We start from the raw sequence: 16,244 nt of genomic DNA, 5'->3' as shown, positions 1-16,244 counted from the left end.
ATAATTTAATTGTTTACAACCTTTGCATATGGAGAAGTATTTCTCTATATGCTCTTTTTATATATTAAACTAGTTTTTACTTGGAGGATGTTATGTATACTAATTTATCAATAATATTAAATAGTTACTTTATGATTATGTTTATTGTTGGATTTCTTGCTATGGGTATTGATAAATGGAAAGCGATTAACAACCGATGGCGTATTCCAGAAAAGCGATTATGGTTAATCGCTTGGATTGGAGGAGCAGCTGGTACTTGGTTAGGTATGATTGTATTCCATCATAAAACACGACATCTTCAATTTGTTTATGGCTTTACAATACTAATGTTTATAGAAGCGTTTATTATTTATAAAATTTAGAGAAGAGAGCAGGCAGTGATGTTGGCTCTCTTTGCTTGTTAGTATTAATTTTCTACATTATTTCTTTTCAATAGCTACCTTTTCAGATACGATGAGAAAGAAGAAATTTATAATTAGATTAAAGGTAGGTATAACAATGGACGACACATTAAAAGTACAACTTATTCATGAAGATGCGAAAATGCCATTTCGTGCTAATCCGGGGGATGCAGGATTAGATTTATATGCGGTTGAAGAGCAAGTGATCAAAGCAGGGGAATCGGCATTAATTCCTACTGGTATCGTCATTGAATTACCTAGAGGTACGGAAGCTCAGGTGCGTCCTAGAAGCGGTCTAGCATTAAAACATGCTGTAACAGTACTAAATAGCCCTGGAACTGTCGATGAAGGTTATCGAGGCGAAATCAAAATCATATTAATTAATCATGGCAAAAAGGATTTCTTAGTAGAAAAACACATGAGAATTGCGCAAATGGTTATTGCACCAGTTCTTCAAGTACAAGTAGAACGAGTAGAAGAAGTTTCTGATTCAACTCGCTCAGCGCAAGGATTTGGTTCATCAGGAAAATTCTAAATATTATTTTGAATTTACTTACAATTGGGATTATAATTAACGAGTACTTATTATTTAGGGGGTCGAAATAATGGTTCAATACGATGGAACATTAACGATGTTAAAGGATTTAACCGATGCACGTGCAATTGCTGGTAATGAAAAAGAATCTCGTGATGTCATGACAAAATATATTACACCATATGCAGACAACGTAGAAAATGATAACTTAGGTGCTGTCATTGCAGAAAAAGTTGGTGATCTAAACGGTCCGAAAATCATGGTGGCTGGTCACTTAGATGAAGTTGGATTTATGGTCACTCAAATTGATGACAAAGGTTTTTTGAAATTCCAAACGGTTGGTGGCTGGTGGTCACAAGTTATGCTTGCTCAACGTGTACAAGTTGTCACACGTTCTGGTGAAACAATTATAGGTGTTATTGGTTCAAAACCACCTCATATTTTACCTGCATCTGCTCGTAAACAACCTTATGAAATTAAAGATATGTTCATCGATATCGGTGCAACTTCTAAAGAAGAAGCAAAAAGGTGGGGTGTATCACCTGGTGATATGGTAACACCTTATTTTGAATTTACAGTGATGAAAAACGAAAAACATTTACTAGCAAAAGCATGGGATAACCGTATCGGCTGTGCAATTGCTATCGAAGTATTAAAAGGAATAAAAGATGTTAAACACCCTAACATCGTTTATGGTTGTGGCGTAGTGCAAGAAGAAGTAGGACTACGTGGTTCTAAAACTGCTGCTCATAAGATTGATCCTGATATCGGTTTTGCTGTTGATGTTGGTATTGCAGGAGATACTCCAGGAATCTCTTCAAAAGAATCAAACAGTAAAATGGGTGCTGGCCCACAAATTATTATTTATGACAGCTCAATGGTGGCACATAAAGGTTTACGTGATCTTGTTGTGGACACTGCAGAAGAAAACGGGATTCCATATCAATTTGAAGCAATCCCTGGAGGCGGTACAGACGCAGGTTCAATTCACGTAACAGCAAATGGTGTACCAGCATTATCTATTGGTATCGCAACACGATATATTCACTCACATGCAGGAATCTTACATCGAGATGACTTTGAAAACACGGTCAAATTAGTGATTGAAGTCATTAAAAAACTGGATCGTGAAACAGTAAATAAGATCATTTTTGAATAATAAGGAATAGAATTATATTAGGAGTGGAAAAAACAATGATAAGATTTTTTTGTTTTTTCCATTTCATATCAATTGTAAAATACAAATAATCAACTATTACCAATACAATTAGCTAATGAATATGGTGTTTCTGAAGAAACAAGTTTTTAATGAATTAAAAGTAATACTCCTATTGAAGTAAAAAAAGAGTTACGGTAGCAGATGCCAAAACCTTTGATTAAATTGAACAATCCAAAATGGAGGTTGCTCAGAACAAATACTTAATTTTTGTATGTCCAATATATTATCATGAATCCGTAAATTTGCTTTTTTATGATTTATATATATAATAATTATGAGCTCTTATTTGGAGGGATAAAATTGGACATTGACCTGGAATTACAGGGAAAAGATGCCTTTCGTGAAGTTGTTTTAGAAGGGGATTTTGAACGGATTGCAATATGGTTAGATGGTGAGTGGTCTGTTGTTGATTCTCCGTTGTATCAAACAAAATCTAGGGATGAAAAGCCAATATGCATTCTTTATGAAAAGGATTTATTAGGTTCGTATGAAAATGAGGATTTCTTAGAGATGTTAATTAATCAAATTGACGAATTGTTTGGTATGGTGTCTTAGTAGGAATCCATTTTTTGCTTAGATTGATTATAAAGTAAACTAAAGTCTTATTTAAATATTCTTTACGCGCTAAATAGAAATTAGCGTGTTTTTTATTTTTGATAAAAAGAAATGTCATCACTAATAAATTAAGTAAAAGCCGAGTATTCTTTAGAGAAGAATACTCGGCTTTTGAAATTTATTAAAAGAACCTTTTTCTCCAGAAAATAAATGCAGTTGTACTGGATAAAAAGATAGAAATAGTAATTGCAATCCAAAATGCATGTTTATAATGTTGAAACGGAACAGGAACATTCATACCGTAAAAACTTGCCACCATAGTTGGTAGAGATAAGATAATCGTAAAGGATGTCAAAAATTTCATTACCATATTTAAATTATTTGAAATAACTGAAGCGAAAGCATCCATCATTCCACTTAAAATTGATGAATGTGTTTCAGCCATCTCAATAGCTTGTTGATTTTCAACAATTACATCCTCTAATAATTCCTTGTCATCTTCAAACATTTTTAGATAATTGCTCTTTAACATTTTCTGCATGACTATGTTATTTGATTTTAAAGAAGTAGTAATATAAACCAAACTTTTTTCCAGATTTAATAACGTAAATAGTTCTTTATTTTTCATAGACTGATGTAATTCTTTTTCAATTTCATCTGTCTTTTTGTTGATTAGTTTTAGATTTTTAAGAAACGAAGTTGCTATTAAATAAAGAATTTGTAAAGCAAATCTTGTTTTTTTATAAGTGAAAAATTGTTTTACTTTATTTTGTACAAACATTTGAAAAATAGGATTGTCTTTTAAACAAACTGTTATAAAACAACCATTAGCGATAATCATTCCTAAAGGAATCGTATCATATATAGCTAAGCCACTATCGTCCTTTGACATTAAAGGTACATTGACGATTATCAATATATTATCATCGTCTTTTTCAATCCTTGATCGTTCCTCTTCGTCCAATGGATCTTTTAAAAAGTCTAATGGAATTTGTACTTTATCTGCAACATAGTTAATCTCTTCTTCTGTTGGTGATACTAGATTAATCCAGCATCCTTTGGTGATTTCTGTTATTTCTTCTAATTTGAAATTTTCATTTGTTAAATAAATGTTCAACATTAAAGTACCTCCTCATTTATACTGAGGAAATCGATATAGTTCCAGTCGTAAAAAAGAGTTGATTTTTTTTCGTAAGTAATCAACCTTTTTAAGAGTGGTACAATTATGACTTCCTCTTTACACGCCCTGGGATCAGGATCGTTACAACTTCGACTACCCAAAAAAATCAACTCCTTTTCATTTCTTCAATATAAATAAGCACATTTAATATCATATACTGACTGTATTTACTTGTAAACTCGTATGTTATTACTAAATAATTAAATTTACATTAAAACAAATCAATTTTATATATCCATTTTTAGTTTTTAAAGACGAACATTTTAACATTTACTTTTCAATATTCAGATTTGTATTCCGCTACAGACGGCGCTTTCAACTTTGCTTCAATCTCCTCGTTGAAGTCTGCATCGCGCAGCACTTCGACTTAGTAGAACTACATATAGGGTAATGAAAAGTGTTTAAATACAAATATTTATAGTGTTAATCTGCCTTCTGCATGATGTGGAATTAGCTTCGCTTTCCGCGGGCGAGCGTTGAGCCTCCTCGGGGCAACAGGATGTTGGTCACGGAGTCATTGCCACAGGACGTGGCGTTCTTAGACTCCGTTCCTTAATCGCCCTGCGGGGTCTCATCTGTCTCGCTTTCCCGCAGGAGTCTTCGCTAATTCCACATCAACAAATAAAGCAATACAAGATTTTTATAATAAATTTTCACCTATTTTCCCTTTTCAGTGCCTTTTCTACGTTCCTGCGGTGCTTTCAGCTCAAGCTTTTCCCATAGGACGCTGAGTGAGCCTCACTGAAATAGCCTCGAACGAAGGAAATGCGAATGTATTTTCGAGGACTCGTCGTCGAAAGCATTGCAATTAACAAAATTATTATTTCAGACGCTATGTCTAATATAAATATTTTGGTCTCTAAATGTTAGTATATTTGAGAGTGGACTAATTAATAATGGTTATGTTAATTATAAACTGCAAATATATCGTAACACGCAATATTCACTCATATACAGAAATTTTGCGTAGTGATGACTTTTGAAAATATAGTAGAAGTAGTCTATACATTTTATTTGAGCTAACCGAACGAGGAGAATCGTTTGTTAGTTCACGGAAAACGTCCGTCTGTAGCGAACTAATGTCACCAGTACTATTAAACTAAGTCGTATATTAAAATCCTTTATCTAATTAGGTGAAGGATTTTAATTTTTTTGAAAAAACATAAAAATACAATTGATTTAATAAATATACATATGTATAATGGTCATTATCAAAAAGAAATGAAGGAGCGATTTTGATGAAATTATTAGAACTTGTTCAGCTTAAGCTGGTAACAACTTTAAAAGATAAGGATTTACTTGCACTTACTGATTACACAAGTGAGGAAGTTCAAGGATTACTTGATCTTGCTATGAAGTTAAAAGTTATAACACAGGAAGGGAATTGTCCTCCATTATTAGAAGGTAAAACTTTAGGGATGATTTTCGAAAAGAATTCAACTCGTACACGTATTTCATTTGAAGTTGGGATGAATCAACTAGGTGGTAAAGGAATGTATATGAATGCTCGCGACTTGCAAATAGGACGTGGTGAATCGATTCATGATACAGGTCACGTATTATCAGGCTACTTAGATGGGATTATGATTCGAGCAAACTCACATGAAATGGTGAAAGAGCTTGCAGAGCATGCATCAATTCCTGTCATTAATGGCTTAACAGATCTAGCGCATCCTTGCCAAGCTTTAGCAGATTTAGAAACAATCGCTGAAGAAAAAGGGGAACTAAAAGGATTAAAGCTTGCTTATATCGGCGATGGCAATAATGTTGCCCATTCACTTGTTGTTGCTTGTGCTCATGTGGGTGTCGATGTTGTTGTTGCAACGCCACAAAATTATGAGCCAAGTTCAGATGTCATGAAAAAGGCAGCAGAAATTGCATTAAATAATGGAAGTACAGTTGCTCACACATATGATCCTGTTGAAGCAGCAAATGATGCAGATGTTATTTATGCAGATGTATGGACATCAATGGGGCAAGAAGAAGAAACAGCAAAACGTCTTCAAGATTTCAAAGGATATCAAATTAATGATGCACTTGTATCGCATGCAAAGCCAAATTATATGTTCCTTCACTGTTTACCTGCTCATCGTGAAGAAGAAGTGGCTACATCTGTTATTGATGGTCCAAATTCCTTTATTTTCGAACAAGCAGAAAATCGCCTACATGCACAAAAAGCAGTCCTTGCCTCTATTTTAGGTGAATAATAATAAAAGCCACAGGGAATGTCTAGTAAATCCTTAATATAGTAGAAGGAATAATATTAGCACTCCCACATTGCATAAAGCACGAGAACGAACCGTATACAGCTTTTCGGGTCAGATAACCTTCCCGCCGTGAGGTAAAGCACGCTTCTAAGCGAGAAGAACATCTGGCCGATAAAGCAAAATTGGCGTGTTTTGCTTTTAAATATCTGAAACAACTCAGATGGCTTAGCGGTTAGTGTGTTTAGCGGGGTACTTAGCAGAGAAAATAGTAGAACGTTTTTCAATTCAAGTAAGAAGGCAGATCGATAGTGAGTTATTCATTCACTTTTGGAACTGCCTCTTTTTGTATATATAATCAATAAATTAATAAAAATAAATATCAGAAAATACTAATAATTATGAAATTTCTATTTACATATGTGAGTAAATGTAATTTAATAGAATAGTATTTACTTTAAAAAACATACTTTAGGAGGGTGCATATGAATAAGATATCAAGAAAAATAATAGTATTTATTTCAGCATTGATGCTAATTGTACTAGCAGGGTGTGGAGCAAAATCAAGTAGTACTGGAAATACAAGTGGCGAAAAGTCAAATGGAAAAATTAATGCGAAATTTGGTGTGATTGCTTACATGACAGGGGCAGGAGCAGCATACGGGGAAGCCATTACGAATGGATTTAAACTAGCTCAAAAAGAGATCAATAAAAAAGGTGATGTAAACATTGAACTTGTGACTGAAGATTCAGCTGGTAAACAGGAACAAGCTTTATCTTCTTCTCAAAAATTAATGAGTGATAATGATATAGTTGCACTTTTAGGACCTACTTTAAGTACGGAATTTAAGGTAGTAGCCCCTGAAGCTGATATAAATGGAATTTCAATTATGGGGACATCTACAACAGCGGAAGGCATTCCACAAATTGGCGATTATGTTTTCAGAAATTCTATTCCAGAAGCATTAGCAATCCCTGCGGCTATGGAAAAAGTAGTATCTAAAACTGGTGCCAAAAAAGTTGCAATTATTTATGGAAATGATGATGTGTTTACAAAATCAGGTTATGATACCATGAAAAAAGAAGCAGAAAAAATGGGATTAGATATCGTAACAACTGAAACATTCCAAAAAGGTCAAAGTGACTACAATGCACAGTTAACGAAAATCAAGAGTAAAAAACCTGATTTTATATTAGCTTCAGCTTTATATAATGAAGGTGCGGTTATTATGGACCAAGCTCGAAAAATGGGTATTGATGTGCCATTCGTGGGAGGAAACGGGTTCAACTCACCAGAAGTTATTAAAATCGCAGGAGACGCTGCAAATGGTTTAGTCGTTGCAACACCGTGGTTTGGTGATTCAAAAGAACAAAAAGTTGTTGATTTTAACAACAAATACAAAGAAGCTTACGGTAAGTTACCAGACCAATTCGCTGCACAAGCTTATGATGCTTTATATATTTATGCTGATGCTTTGAAAAGAGCAGGAGAAGCAGACCGTGAAGCATTCCATAAAGCTTTAGCAGAGACAAAAGATTTTGAAGGGATTTTAGGGAAGTTCTCATTTGATAAAGAAGGTGACGTAGTAATGGTACCTAAAGTTGTAGAAATAAAAGACGGAAAATTCTATGAATTTAAATAATTAAAAAACAAAGGGTTGTCCAATAAGAATAATTTAATTAGTAGAAAAATTGCTCTTCCCGATTTTTATGAAGAAGAGCAATTTTCTTTAAATTTTATATAAAGTTGATCTACGTTTCGAGTGATGAGTTCAATGGGGTTAGTGTGAAGCTTGAGACCACGCACAAAGCGAGGAGGTTCCTCACGCCACACGGAAAGCATCCATCCTTCTTTACAATAAACGGATTGGCACTACAAAAAATTAGTAGTCTCTCAAATGTTAGATGATTGTTTAATGAGTTTCTGGACAACCCCTTGCCGTATTGAAATGATCAAAAAGCTAATCATCATTTTTTATTTTTTCATTCATATTCGGTCACACAAAACTGATTTAAAGGGTGATTTATATTGTTACTAGAACAATTGGTTAATGGTATTACGTTAGGAAGTATTTACGCAATTGTAGCACTCGGTTTTACTCTTGTATTTGGCGTATTGGGCATTATCAATATGGCACATGGTGAAATCTTTATGGTAGGTGCTTATGTAGGTGTAATGACTACAAGTGTGTTAGGGTGGCCATTATGGTTAGGATTTATAGCTTCAATCATAGTTACAGCGATATTGGGTTATTTATTAGAACGTCTAACGTTGCGTCCATTACGAGGTAAAAAAGGCGTTTCGCATTTAGCTCCTTTAATTAGTACGATCGGTGTATCTATATTTCTAGAAAACATGTCGCATCATTTATTTGGTGCAGGGAATCAACCATTCCGAACTCCTTTTGCACAACTCAGCATTCATCTAGGTTCGATCACAATCTATGTAGTGCAAATTGTAATATTTGTTATTTCGATTATCTTAATGATGGGGCTTTCATTCTGGCTTTCGAAAACAAAAGCAGGAAAAGCATTGCGTGCAACAGCTGAAAACTTAGAAACAGCAAGTATACTAGGTGTTAATACAAAGCGGACTATTACTATGACTGTTATTATCGCTTCGGCAATGGGGGGAATTGCAGGGATATTAGTAGGAATGGCGTTTAACTCTGTAAGTCCTCAAATGGGATTGACAATAGGATTGAAAGGACTAGCAATTATTATTTTAGGTGGTATGGGAAATGTAAAGGGAGCCATGGCAGGTGGTTTAATTCTTGGATTGTCGGAAACAGTCCTTGTTGCATATGGAGATTCAGGTTATCGAGACGCAATAGCCTTCATTATGATTATTTTCATTCTTCTATTAAAACCACAAGGCCTTTTTGGTTCAAAGACATCTGCAGAAGGAAGGTAATCATATGTTAGCGGAACTATTAAATCCATATCAATTACAAATAGCGTCTTTTATTCTCATTAATATTATCTTGGCAATTAGTGTGTATGTTACGTTGTCCTCAGGGCAATTATCTTTAGGAAGCGCTGGCTTTATGGGAATTGGTGCATATACATCGGCATTGATGACTATTCATTTCGATTTACCGATAGTAGTAGGTGTTCTGGCTGGTGCAGCAGTTGCAGGGATTCTTGGCATTTTAATAGGAATTCCAGCATTAAGATTATCAGGTGTTTATTTAGCTATTGCGACGTTGGGATTAGGTGAAGTTATTCGGGTTGTTTTTGTAAACTGGGAATCCCTAACAAATGGTGCAGTTGGTATTTCTAGTATTCCACAAATTAGTAGAGAGATTTTGTACTTTGCTAGAGATAAAGGTTTTAATCCAACAGTTCTAGGATTGCAAAATAGCCAGTTTGCAAGTTTAAGTGTATTCATTATTTTGTTAGTGTTAACAATTTTTATTATTTGGTTTATCACACGACAAAAAAAATCTCGAGTTGGTAGAGCTTTTTCAGCTATTCAATTAGATGAAAAAGCAGCTGAATCAATGGGGATTAACATCACGTACTATAAAGTTTTATCATTTGCTCAAGGTGCTGTGCTGGCTGGCTTAGCTGGTGCTTTATTTGCCCACGTAATGGGATATATATCACCGTCTGACTTTGCGTATCATCGTGCAGTAGAAATACTAATATTTACTGTGTTTGGTGGCAGTGAAGTGATTGCAGGATCTGTGTTCGGTGCAACATTCTTAACTTTAATGCCAGAGGTTTTACGATTTATAAATGAATATCGTTATATCATTTATGGTTTACTGCTTGTTTTATTAATGGCAATACGTCCTCAAGGTCTAATCGATATAAATGTTCTTAATTGGTTTAAAAAATTGAAAAGAACAAAAGGGGGAGACGTTCATGGTTCTTAAGATTCAAAAAGTATCTAAAAACTTTGGAGGTATCTCCGCTTTAACTGATGTATCCTTTTCGATAAAAGAAGGAGAGATATATGGATTAATTGGTCCAAATGGTGCGGGGAAAACAACTATGTTTAATTTAATTACGAATATTTTCTCACCTACTTCTGGAGAAATTACTTTTAACGAAGAAAATATAACGGGGATCAAACCACATAAAATAACTGAAAAAGGTATTTGTCGCACGTATCAAAATATTCGCCTCTTCACACAAATGTCAGCACTAGAAAATGTAATGGTCGGAGGGCATTGCCGAATCCGATCAGGCGTCATGCGCGGAGTCTTTCGTACAAAATTGCAACGTAAAGAAGAGCAAGAATTAAAGCAAAAAGCTGAGGGATTGTTGGAATTAGTGGGATTGAAAGAATTTAAGGATGTTTTGGCTGAAAATTTAGCATATGGTCAGCAAAGAAGATTAGAAATTGCCCGTGCGTTAGCAAGCGACCCTAAATTATTGCTATTAGATGAACCTGCAGCAGGCATGAATGAAAAGGAAACGGATAGTTTATTTGACTTGATCAAAAAGGTACAAGCAAGAGGAATTACTGTACTCATAATTGAACACGATATGCCGCTAATCATGAAGATATGTGATCGAATCACTGTATTGAATTTCGGTAAAAAGTTAGCAGAAGGTACACCTATCGAAATTCAAAACAATGATGCAGTAATTGAAGCCTACCTTGGAAAAGAGGAGGAAGATGACATTGCTTAAAGTATCAAATATTGAAACATTTTATGGGCAAATTCAAGCATTAAAAGGAATTAGTTTAGATGTAGAAGAGGGGAAAATTGTTACACTTCTTGGGGCAAACGGAGCAGGTAAATCAACAACGATGAAGTCCATTGTGGGTTTACTAAAGCCAAAAAACGGTTCAGTTGAATTTTTGGGAGAAAATGTGACAGGATTACGCCCTGACCAATTACTTCGAAAAGGGATTGCTTTAGTTCCGGAAGGTCGAGCTATTCTGTCAGGTATGTCAGTAATTGAAAATCTGGATATGGGTGCATATCATCGTAAAGATAAAAATGTTGAGAAAGACATTGAAGAAGTGATGGAACGTTTTCCAATTTTAAAAGAACGCAAGTCTCAGCTTGCAGGAACTCTTTCTGGAGGTCAACAACAAATGCTAGCAATCGCACGTGCTTTGTTGTCGAAGCCAAAACTTCTATTATTAGATGAACCATCAATGGGACTTGCTCCATTAATCGTAGCGGATATTTTTAAAATTATTAAAGAAATTAAAGATGCAGGAACAACAGTCCTTCTTGTTGAACAAAATGCTAAGCAAGCGTTGAAGATTGCAGATTACGGTTATGTAATGGAGACGGGTAAAATTATCATTGAAGGAAAAGCGTCTAATCTTTTAAGAGATCCACGTGTTGTGGAGGCTTATTTGGGAAGAAAATCTACTTCAGCTTAAATGTTAATAAGATTTTAGAACTGGTACAAATTGAAAACAAACCACCTTCCTATTAAAGGTAAAAAATAATAGGAAGGTGGTTTTATTTGTTTGATATACGCTTAATTTGTATAAATGATAAGCTCTTCATTTCCGCTACAGACGGACGCTTTCCGCGGGCAAGGATCAAGCCTCCTCCTCACTACGTTCGTGCGGGGTCTTGATTGGCTTGCTTTTCCCGCAGGAGTCGCCGTCTTTCGCTCCATCATTACATTCTATAGGATATAGAGTAAACAAAGTTTGGTCAAAAGTAATATGTTCTTTTTTTAGGTTAAACATCGAATTATGAAATTGATTCTATTTCATATATTATTTATCGATATCGATAAGCTTTCCAGGGTTCATGATATTCTTCGGATCTAGTGCTAGTTTAATTGTCCTCATAACATCAAGAGCTGCTCCATGCTCTTTTTCTTGGTATTGCATTTTACCAATCCCAACGCCGTGTTCGCCTGTGCAAGTACCACCACGTTCGATTGCAAAATGTACTATTGATTCATTAAAACGTTTTGCTCTTTCAATTTCTTTAGCATCATTCATGTCCATCATGACTAATGTGTGGAAATTACCATCACCCACATGGCCAACTATTCCACCTGGTAAGCCTACCTTTTCTAATTCAGCACGTGCAAAAAGTACGGCATCAGCTAAATCTTTAATAGAAACACAGACGTCTGTGGACATCAATTTTTTTCCTTTAAAGCCATGGATAAATGCATATGCTAAGTTATGACGAGCCTCCCAAAGCTTGTTTCGAGCAGCAGTATCTGTTTCAAACTCAATTTCTAAACAGCCGTTGTCGTTCATAATTTCTTTTGTGAATTCTACATCTTGTGCTAGTCCTGCTTCGTTACCATGAAACTCTAAAAATAGTGTAGGTTTTAGAGGATAATTTGTTTCACTAAAATGATTTACTTGTTCAATTGATTGTTCATCGACTAATTCAACTCGTGCAATTGGGATGCCTGCTTGGAGGATTGAAGTAACAGCATCTACTGCACTTTTTACCGTAGGGAATACTGCACGAGCTGCTGTTTCGAATTCTGGAATACCATAAACTTTTAAAGTTAGCTCGGTAAAGCAACCAAGTGTACCTTCCGAACCGACAAAAAGACTGTTTAGATGGTAGCCAGAAGATGATTTCGCAGCTAAATTACCTGTATGAATAATACGGCCATCTGCAAGTACCACTTCTAAATCACGAACTTGGTCTCGCATGATACCATAACGTACAGCTGTCGTACCACTTGCGTTTGTAGCAGCCATACCACCAAGAGAAGCATCAGCACCAGGATCTACAGAGAAGAACAATCCATATTTTTTTAATTCTTTGTTCAATTGGGTTCTTGTTACCCCTGGCTGAACTCGAACAAGTAAATCTTCTGGTCGTATTTCTAGAATCTTGTCCATTAAAGAAAAATCGATTGTAATGCTACTCTTAACAGGAATGATATGGCCTTCTAAACTGGAACCTCTACCAAAAGGAATAACCGCAATTTCAAACTCATTTGCCACTTTTAATATGTCACTGACCTGCTTTGCTGAAGAAGGAAAAACAACAACTTCAGGTAATCGACTTTCATGATAAGATTCATCTTTACTATGTAATTCACGAACTGTTTCATTAACTGAAACTTGCTCATCGGTTAATATATTTTTCAATGCAGATACGATTGTTTCAACTGATAACATGCTCATGTTCGCCTCTTTCTTCTTTTTGAAAAATCTATATTTTCTAATTATTATAGAGCAGCCGAAGTGAAATTGAAATGAAGATTTCAATTTTTCATTTTCAATTGTTATGTTTAATTGACAAAAAGTTAAGTATACATTACATTTAGTTTAGAATACTTAACATAAAAGAAGGTGTGGAATATGCTATGTAATCGGGTGAAAGAGCTTCGAGCAAGATATGGTTTTTCGCAATCAGAGCTTGGCGCTCGTGTTAATGTAACACGGCAAACAATAGGATTTATAGAAAAGGGAAGCTTTTCACCATCCATCACATTATCTCTGAAACTTGCAAAAGAATTAAAAACGACTGTGGATGAATTATTTTGGATAGAGGGAGATGAAAAAGAATGACAAGAGATTTACGAGTTCAAATGCCTTTGTGGAATATTGTAGCAATTGTTGAATGGGGGGCAATTATCATTCCAATGCTATTAAGTGAAATTAGATGGTTCGATAATGATTTGCTTTTTTCCCTTAAGATGGACTATATACTCGGTTTGATTAGTTTAGGCGGAATTTTTCTTTTTGTAGTATCTTGTATTCTTCTAATATTAAAAACAATACAATTTAATAAGGAAAACCCTAATCGTAAAGTGAACATATTCTCTTTAATACCAAATGAATATATTGAAGATGATGAGATGTTCAGCCAAGTAACAAATAAAGCTACACGTAAAGTATATACATTTTTAAGTGGTGCAATACCGATGCTAATAGTTGTTGCTGCTTTTCTGCCAAAAATTTGGATAGTGGTTTTACTTATAGTGGTAGCTGTTATTCTAAATCTGATTTACTACGTAGAAATAAGAAAATACATTTTGACTTAAAAATTGCATGTAGTCCATTGAAGGGACTACATGCATTCTTTAAGCTAATGCTCTAGATAATTCACTCATAAAATGGTCTTGTTCTTTTTTGTCCGCATTTTGCCACCATGCTTCGAAAAACACCCCAAGGCCTGGAAGTAAATGCTCTTCACCGCGAGTAATTGCATCTTCCACAATATCCTTTAATTGATCTGGACTATTACCTGAGACATTTTTCTTAATCGCATCGCGAATTTGGAAATTCATTTGACATCCCTCCTAATGGTATTTTGTTTCGCAACTCGATTGTTATACATACATTTGGTAAACTTATAAAAGAAAAAGAATTTTTGAATTGAACCATTTTTTCGTGTAAAAAACTATATACGAAGGGGAAGTGTTTTTATATGAAAGCAGTTGTATTTGAGAAGGGGAAATTGTTGGTTAAAGAAGTAGTTACACCTAAGCCAAAAGCGGGAGAAGTATTGGTAGCGATCAAAGCTGCAGGTCTTAATCGACGTGATTTATATACACCAGGGAGATTAGGGGATGAAAGTGAAGCATTAATACTTGGTTCAGATGCAGTGGGAGTTGTTGAAGAACTAGGTGAAGGCGTTGCTAATTGGAAAATAGGTGATGAAGTAATAATTAACCCATCACTACGTTGGTATGAAGAATCTGATATTCCACCTGCAGATTTCGAAATTTTAAGTTTACCTGATAACGGTACATTTGCTGAGAAAATTGCAATCTCAGCAGAACAGCTTGAGCCAAAGCCATCTCATCTATCAGATGAAGAAGCTGCGGTGATTGGTATTTCACCATTAACGGGTTATCGTGCGTTATTTACTAAAGGGCAAATCAAAACTCGCCAAACCGTATTTATACCAGGAGCAGGTAGTGGTGTCGCAACATTTTTAATTCAAATGGCAAAAAATGTAGGCGCCAGAGTAATCGTTACTTCACGTTCTGAAGAAAAACGTAAAGCAGCATTAGAAATTGGTGCAGATGTTGCAATTGATACAAGTAGTGATTGGCAAAAAGAGCTCGAACATGAAAAAATTGATCTTGTAATTGAAAGTGTTGGTCGTGCTACTTTTAATAGATCTTTGGCTGTTTTGAAAAAGGGTGGTAGAATAGTGGTATTTGGTGCAACGACTGAGGACGTTGTAGATTTTGACTTACGACAATTTTTCTATGGTCAATACACACTATATGGTACAACATTGGGGAGCCGTGAAGAATTTCGCGCATGCATTGAACACTTAAAAGAGTTTGACACGTATCCAATTCTAGATCGTAGCTTTACAATCGATGAAGCACAAGTTGCACTTGACTATTTAAAAGAAAATCATCAGTTTGGCAAAATTGTCTTAACGATTTCATAATATAAAGGCGGTAAGAAATACATGAAAAGAATCGAATCTCCACAAAATTCCCTTGTAAAGTATTGGAAAAAATTAGCTACAACGCGCAAAGAACGTGATCGTTCAGGTGAGTTTCTAATAGAAGGTTTCCACTTAGTAGAAGAAGCTATAAAAAACAAAAGTGAAATACTCAATTTAATTGTGCGTGAAGATGTAGATATTCCGGCAAGTTGGAATATAGATGATATCTTTGTTGTGGAGGTAACTGCTCAAGTAGCAAATGAGTTTGCAGAAACTGAACATTCACAAGGAATATTCGCTCAAGTGAAACAACCAACAGTTTCTGATGAAGAACAAAATAAATGGGTGAAACTATTATTAGTTGATGCAGTCCAAGATCCAGGTAATGTCGGTACGATGATTCGTACAGCTGATGCTGCCGGAATTGATGCAGTTATTCTTGGAAAAGGCTCTGCAGATCCATTTAATCCAAAAACAGTACGCTCTACACAAGGTTCTATTTTCCACATTCCTGTAGTACGTGGTGATTTAAGTGATTGGATCGATTCATTAAAAGAAAAAGGTGTGCGAGTTTACGGAACTGCTTTAGAAAATGCAGTTCTTTACAATCAAGTGAAAAAAGAAGGTAAATTTGCACTTGTAATGGGCAATGAAGGTAGCGGTATTGATGCGCAATTATTGGAAAAAACAGATGCAAATGTGATTATTCCCATTATGGGAAAAGCAGAATCGTTGAACGTAGCTGTGGCAACCGGTATTGTTCTTTATTATTTCGCAACTGAGGAATTCTAAACTTGAAGTAAAGAACTCAATTGCGTATAATGGATTTG

Annotated in this window: 17 protein-coding genes; 14 read left to right on the top strand and 3 right to left on the bottom strand. The window is 35.1% G+C overall.

Features of this window, described 5'->3' with window-relative positions; translation table 11 throughout:
• The first annotated feature begins 92 nt into the window (after window positions 1–92).
• From ACIQ4I_RS10695 to ACIQ4I_RS10680, 4 genes are all read left to right on the top strand, one after another.
• Complete coding sequence (locus ACIQ4I_RS10695; protein ID WP_403095961.1) at window positions 93–362, top strand: DUF1294 domain-containing protein; 270 nt, start codon at window positions 93–95, stop codon at window positions 360–362.
• A gap of 136 nt (window positions 363–498) precedes the next feature.
• Window positions 499–936 (top strand): dUTP diphosphatase, encoded by a 438-nt coding sequence (gene dut / locus ACIQ4I_RS10690; protein WP_403095960.1) that lies wholly within the window; start codon window positions 499–501, stop codon window positions 934–936.
• Between the two features lie 70 nt (window positions 937–1,006).
• On the top strand, window positions 1,007–2,095 hold the full coding sequence (locus ACIQ4I_RS10685) for a M42 family metallopeptidase (protein WP_403095959.1): 1,089 nt from the start codon (window positions 1,007–1,009) through the stop codon (window positions 2,093–2,095).
• A 360-nt stretch (window positions 2,096–2,455) separates the two neighbouring features.
• Window positions 2,456–2,710 carry a hypothetical protein gene (locus ACIQ4I_RS10680; protein WP_403095958.1) on the top strand — a complete coding sequence of 85 codons (255 nt, stop codon included), beginning with the start codon at window positions 2,456–2,458 and terminating at the stop codon, window positions 2,708–2,710.
• A gap of 181 nt (window positions 2,711–2,891) precedes the next feature.
• On the opposite strand, the gene ACIQ4I_RS10675 is transcribed toward ACIQ4I_RS10680, so the two are convergent.
• On the bottom strand, window positions 2,892–3,830 hold the full coding sequence (locus ACIQ4I_RS10675) for a magnesium transporter CorA family protein (RefSeq protein ID WP_403095957.1): 939 nt from the start codon (window positions 3,828–3,830) through the stop codon (window positions 2,892–2,894).
• A 1,298-nt stretch (window positions 3,831–5,128) separates the two neighbouring features.
• Here ACIQ4I_RS10675 and argF point away from each other — a divergent pair.
• The 6 genes from argF (at window position 5,129) to ACIQ4I_RS10645 (ending at window position 11,447) form a co-directional block, all read left to right on the top strand.
• Window positions 5,129–6,097 carry an ornithine carbamoyltransferase gene (gene argF, locus ACIQ4I_RS10670; RefSeq protein ID WP_403095956.1) on the top strand — a complete coding sequence of 323 codons (969 nt, stop codon included), beginning with the start codon at window positions 5,129–5,131 and terminating at the stop codon, window positions 6,095–6,097.
• A gap of 482 nt (window positions 6,098–6,579) precedes the next feature.
• On the top strand, window positions 6,580–7,737 hold the full coding sequence (locus ACIQ4I_RS10665; protein ID WP_403095955.1) for an ABC transporter substrate-binding protein: 1,158 nt from the start codon (window positions 6,580–6,582) through the stop codon (window positions 7,735–7,737).
• Between the two features lie 386 nt (window positions 7,738–8,123).
• Window positions 8,124–9,008, top strand: coding sequence for a branched-chain amino acid ABC transporter permease (locus ACIQ4I_RS10660; protein ID WP_397539569.1), 885 nt, complete (start codon window positions 8,124–8,126; stop codon window positions 9,006–9,008).
• A 4-nt stretch (window positions 9,009–9,012) separates the two neighbouring features.
• Entirely contained in the window at window positions 9,013–9,975 is a 963-nt protein-coding gene (locus tag ACIQ4I_RS10655) for a branched-chain amino acid ABC transporter permease (RefSeq protein ID WP_403095954.1), read from the top strand.
• Entirely contained in the window at window positions 9,965–10,738 is a 774-nt protein-coding gene (locus ACIQ4I_RS10650) for an ABC transporter ATP-binding protein (RefSeq protein WP_403095953.1), read from the top strand. The genes ACIQ4I_RS10655 and ACIQ4I_RS10650 overlap by 11 nt, the downstream gene beginning before the upstream one ends.
• Window positions 10,731–11,447, top strand: a complete 717-nt coding sequence (locus tag ACIQ4I_RS10645) for an ABC transporter ATP-binding protein (protein WP_403095952.1) — start codon at window positions 10,731–10,733, stop codon at window positions 11,445–11,447. The genes ACIQ4I_RS10650 and ACIQ4I_RS10645 overlap by 8 nt, the downstream gene beginning before the upstream one ends.
• Before the next feature lie 348 nt (window positions 11,448–11,795).
• On the opposite strand, the gene ACIQ4I_RS10640 is transcribed toward ACIQ4I_RS10645, so the two are convergent.
• Complete coding sequence (locus ACIQ4I_RS10640) at window positions 11,796–13,178, bottom strand: FAD-binding oxidoreductase (RefSeq protein ID WP_403096134.1); 1,383 nt, start codon at window positions 13,176–13,178, stop codon at window positions 11,796–11,798.
• 183 nt (window positions 13,179–13,361) lie between these two features.
• On the opposite strand from ACIQ4I_RS10640, the gene ACIQ4I_RS10635 reads away from it, so the two are divergent.
• Entirely contained in the window at window positions 13,362–13,571 is a 210-nt protein-coding gene (locus ACIQ4I_RS10635; RefSeq protein WP_403095951.1) for a helix-turn-helix transcriptional regulator, read from the top strand.
• Complete coding sequence (locus ACIQ4I_RS10630; protein ID WP_403095950.1) at window positions 13,568–14,047, top strand: hypothetical protein; 480 nt, start codon at window positions 13,568–13,570, stop codon at window positions 14,045–14,047. The genes ACIQ4I_RS10635 and ACIQ4I_RS10630 overlap by 4 nt, the downstream gene beginning before the upstream one ends.
• A 39-nt stretch (window positions 14,048–14,086) precedes the next feature.
• Here ACIQ4I_RS10630 and sspI read toward each other — a convergent pair whose 3' ends face one another.
• Entirely contained in the window at window positions 14,087–14,293 is a 207-nt protein-coding gene (sspI, locus tag ACIQ4I_RS10625; protein ID WP_397539562.1) for a small acid-soluble spore protein SspI, read from the bottom strand.
• A 140-nt stretch (window positions 14,294–14,433) separates the two neighbouring features.
• Here sspI and ACIQ4I_RS10620 point away from each other — a divergent pair, with 140 nt between their 5' ends.
• Window positions 14,434–15,414, top strand: coding sequence for a zinc-binding dehydrogenase (locus tag ACIQ4I_RS10620; protein ID WP_403095949.1), 981 nt, complete (start codon window positions 14,434–14,436; stop codon window positions 15,412–15,414).
• A 21-nt stretch (window positions 15,415–15,435) separates the two neighbouring features.
• Window positions 15,436–16,206 (top strand): TrmH family RNA methyltransferase, encoded by a 771-nt coding sequence (locus ACIQ4I_RS10615; protein WP_403095948.1) that lies wholly within the window; start codon window positions 15,436–15,438, stop codon window positions 16,204–16,206.
• Window positions 16,207–16,244: the final 38 nt, after the last annotated feature.

Source organism: Rummeliibacillus sp. NPDC094406 (assembly GCF_044763875.1).
GTDB lineage: Bacteria > Bacillota > Bacilli > Bacillales_A > Planococcaceae > Rummeliibacillus.
Note: the sequence above shows the minus strand (reverse complement) of the source record. Positions and strands in the feature narration are given on the sequence as shown.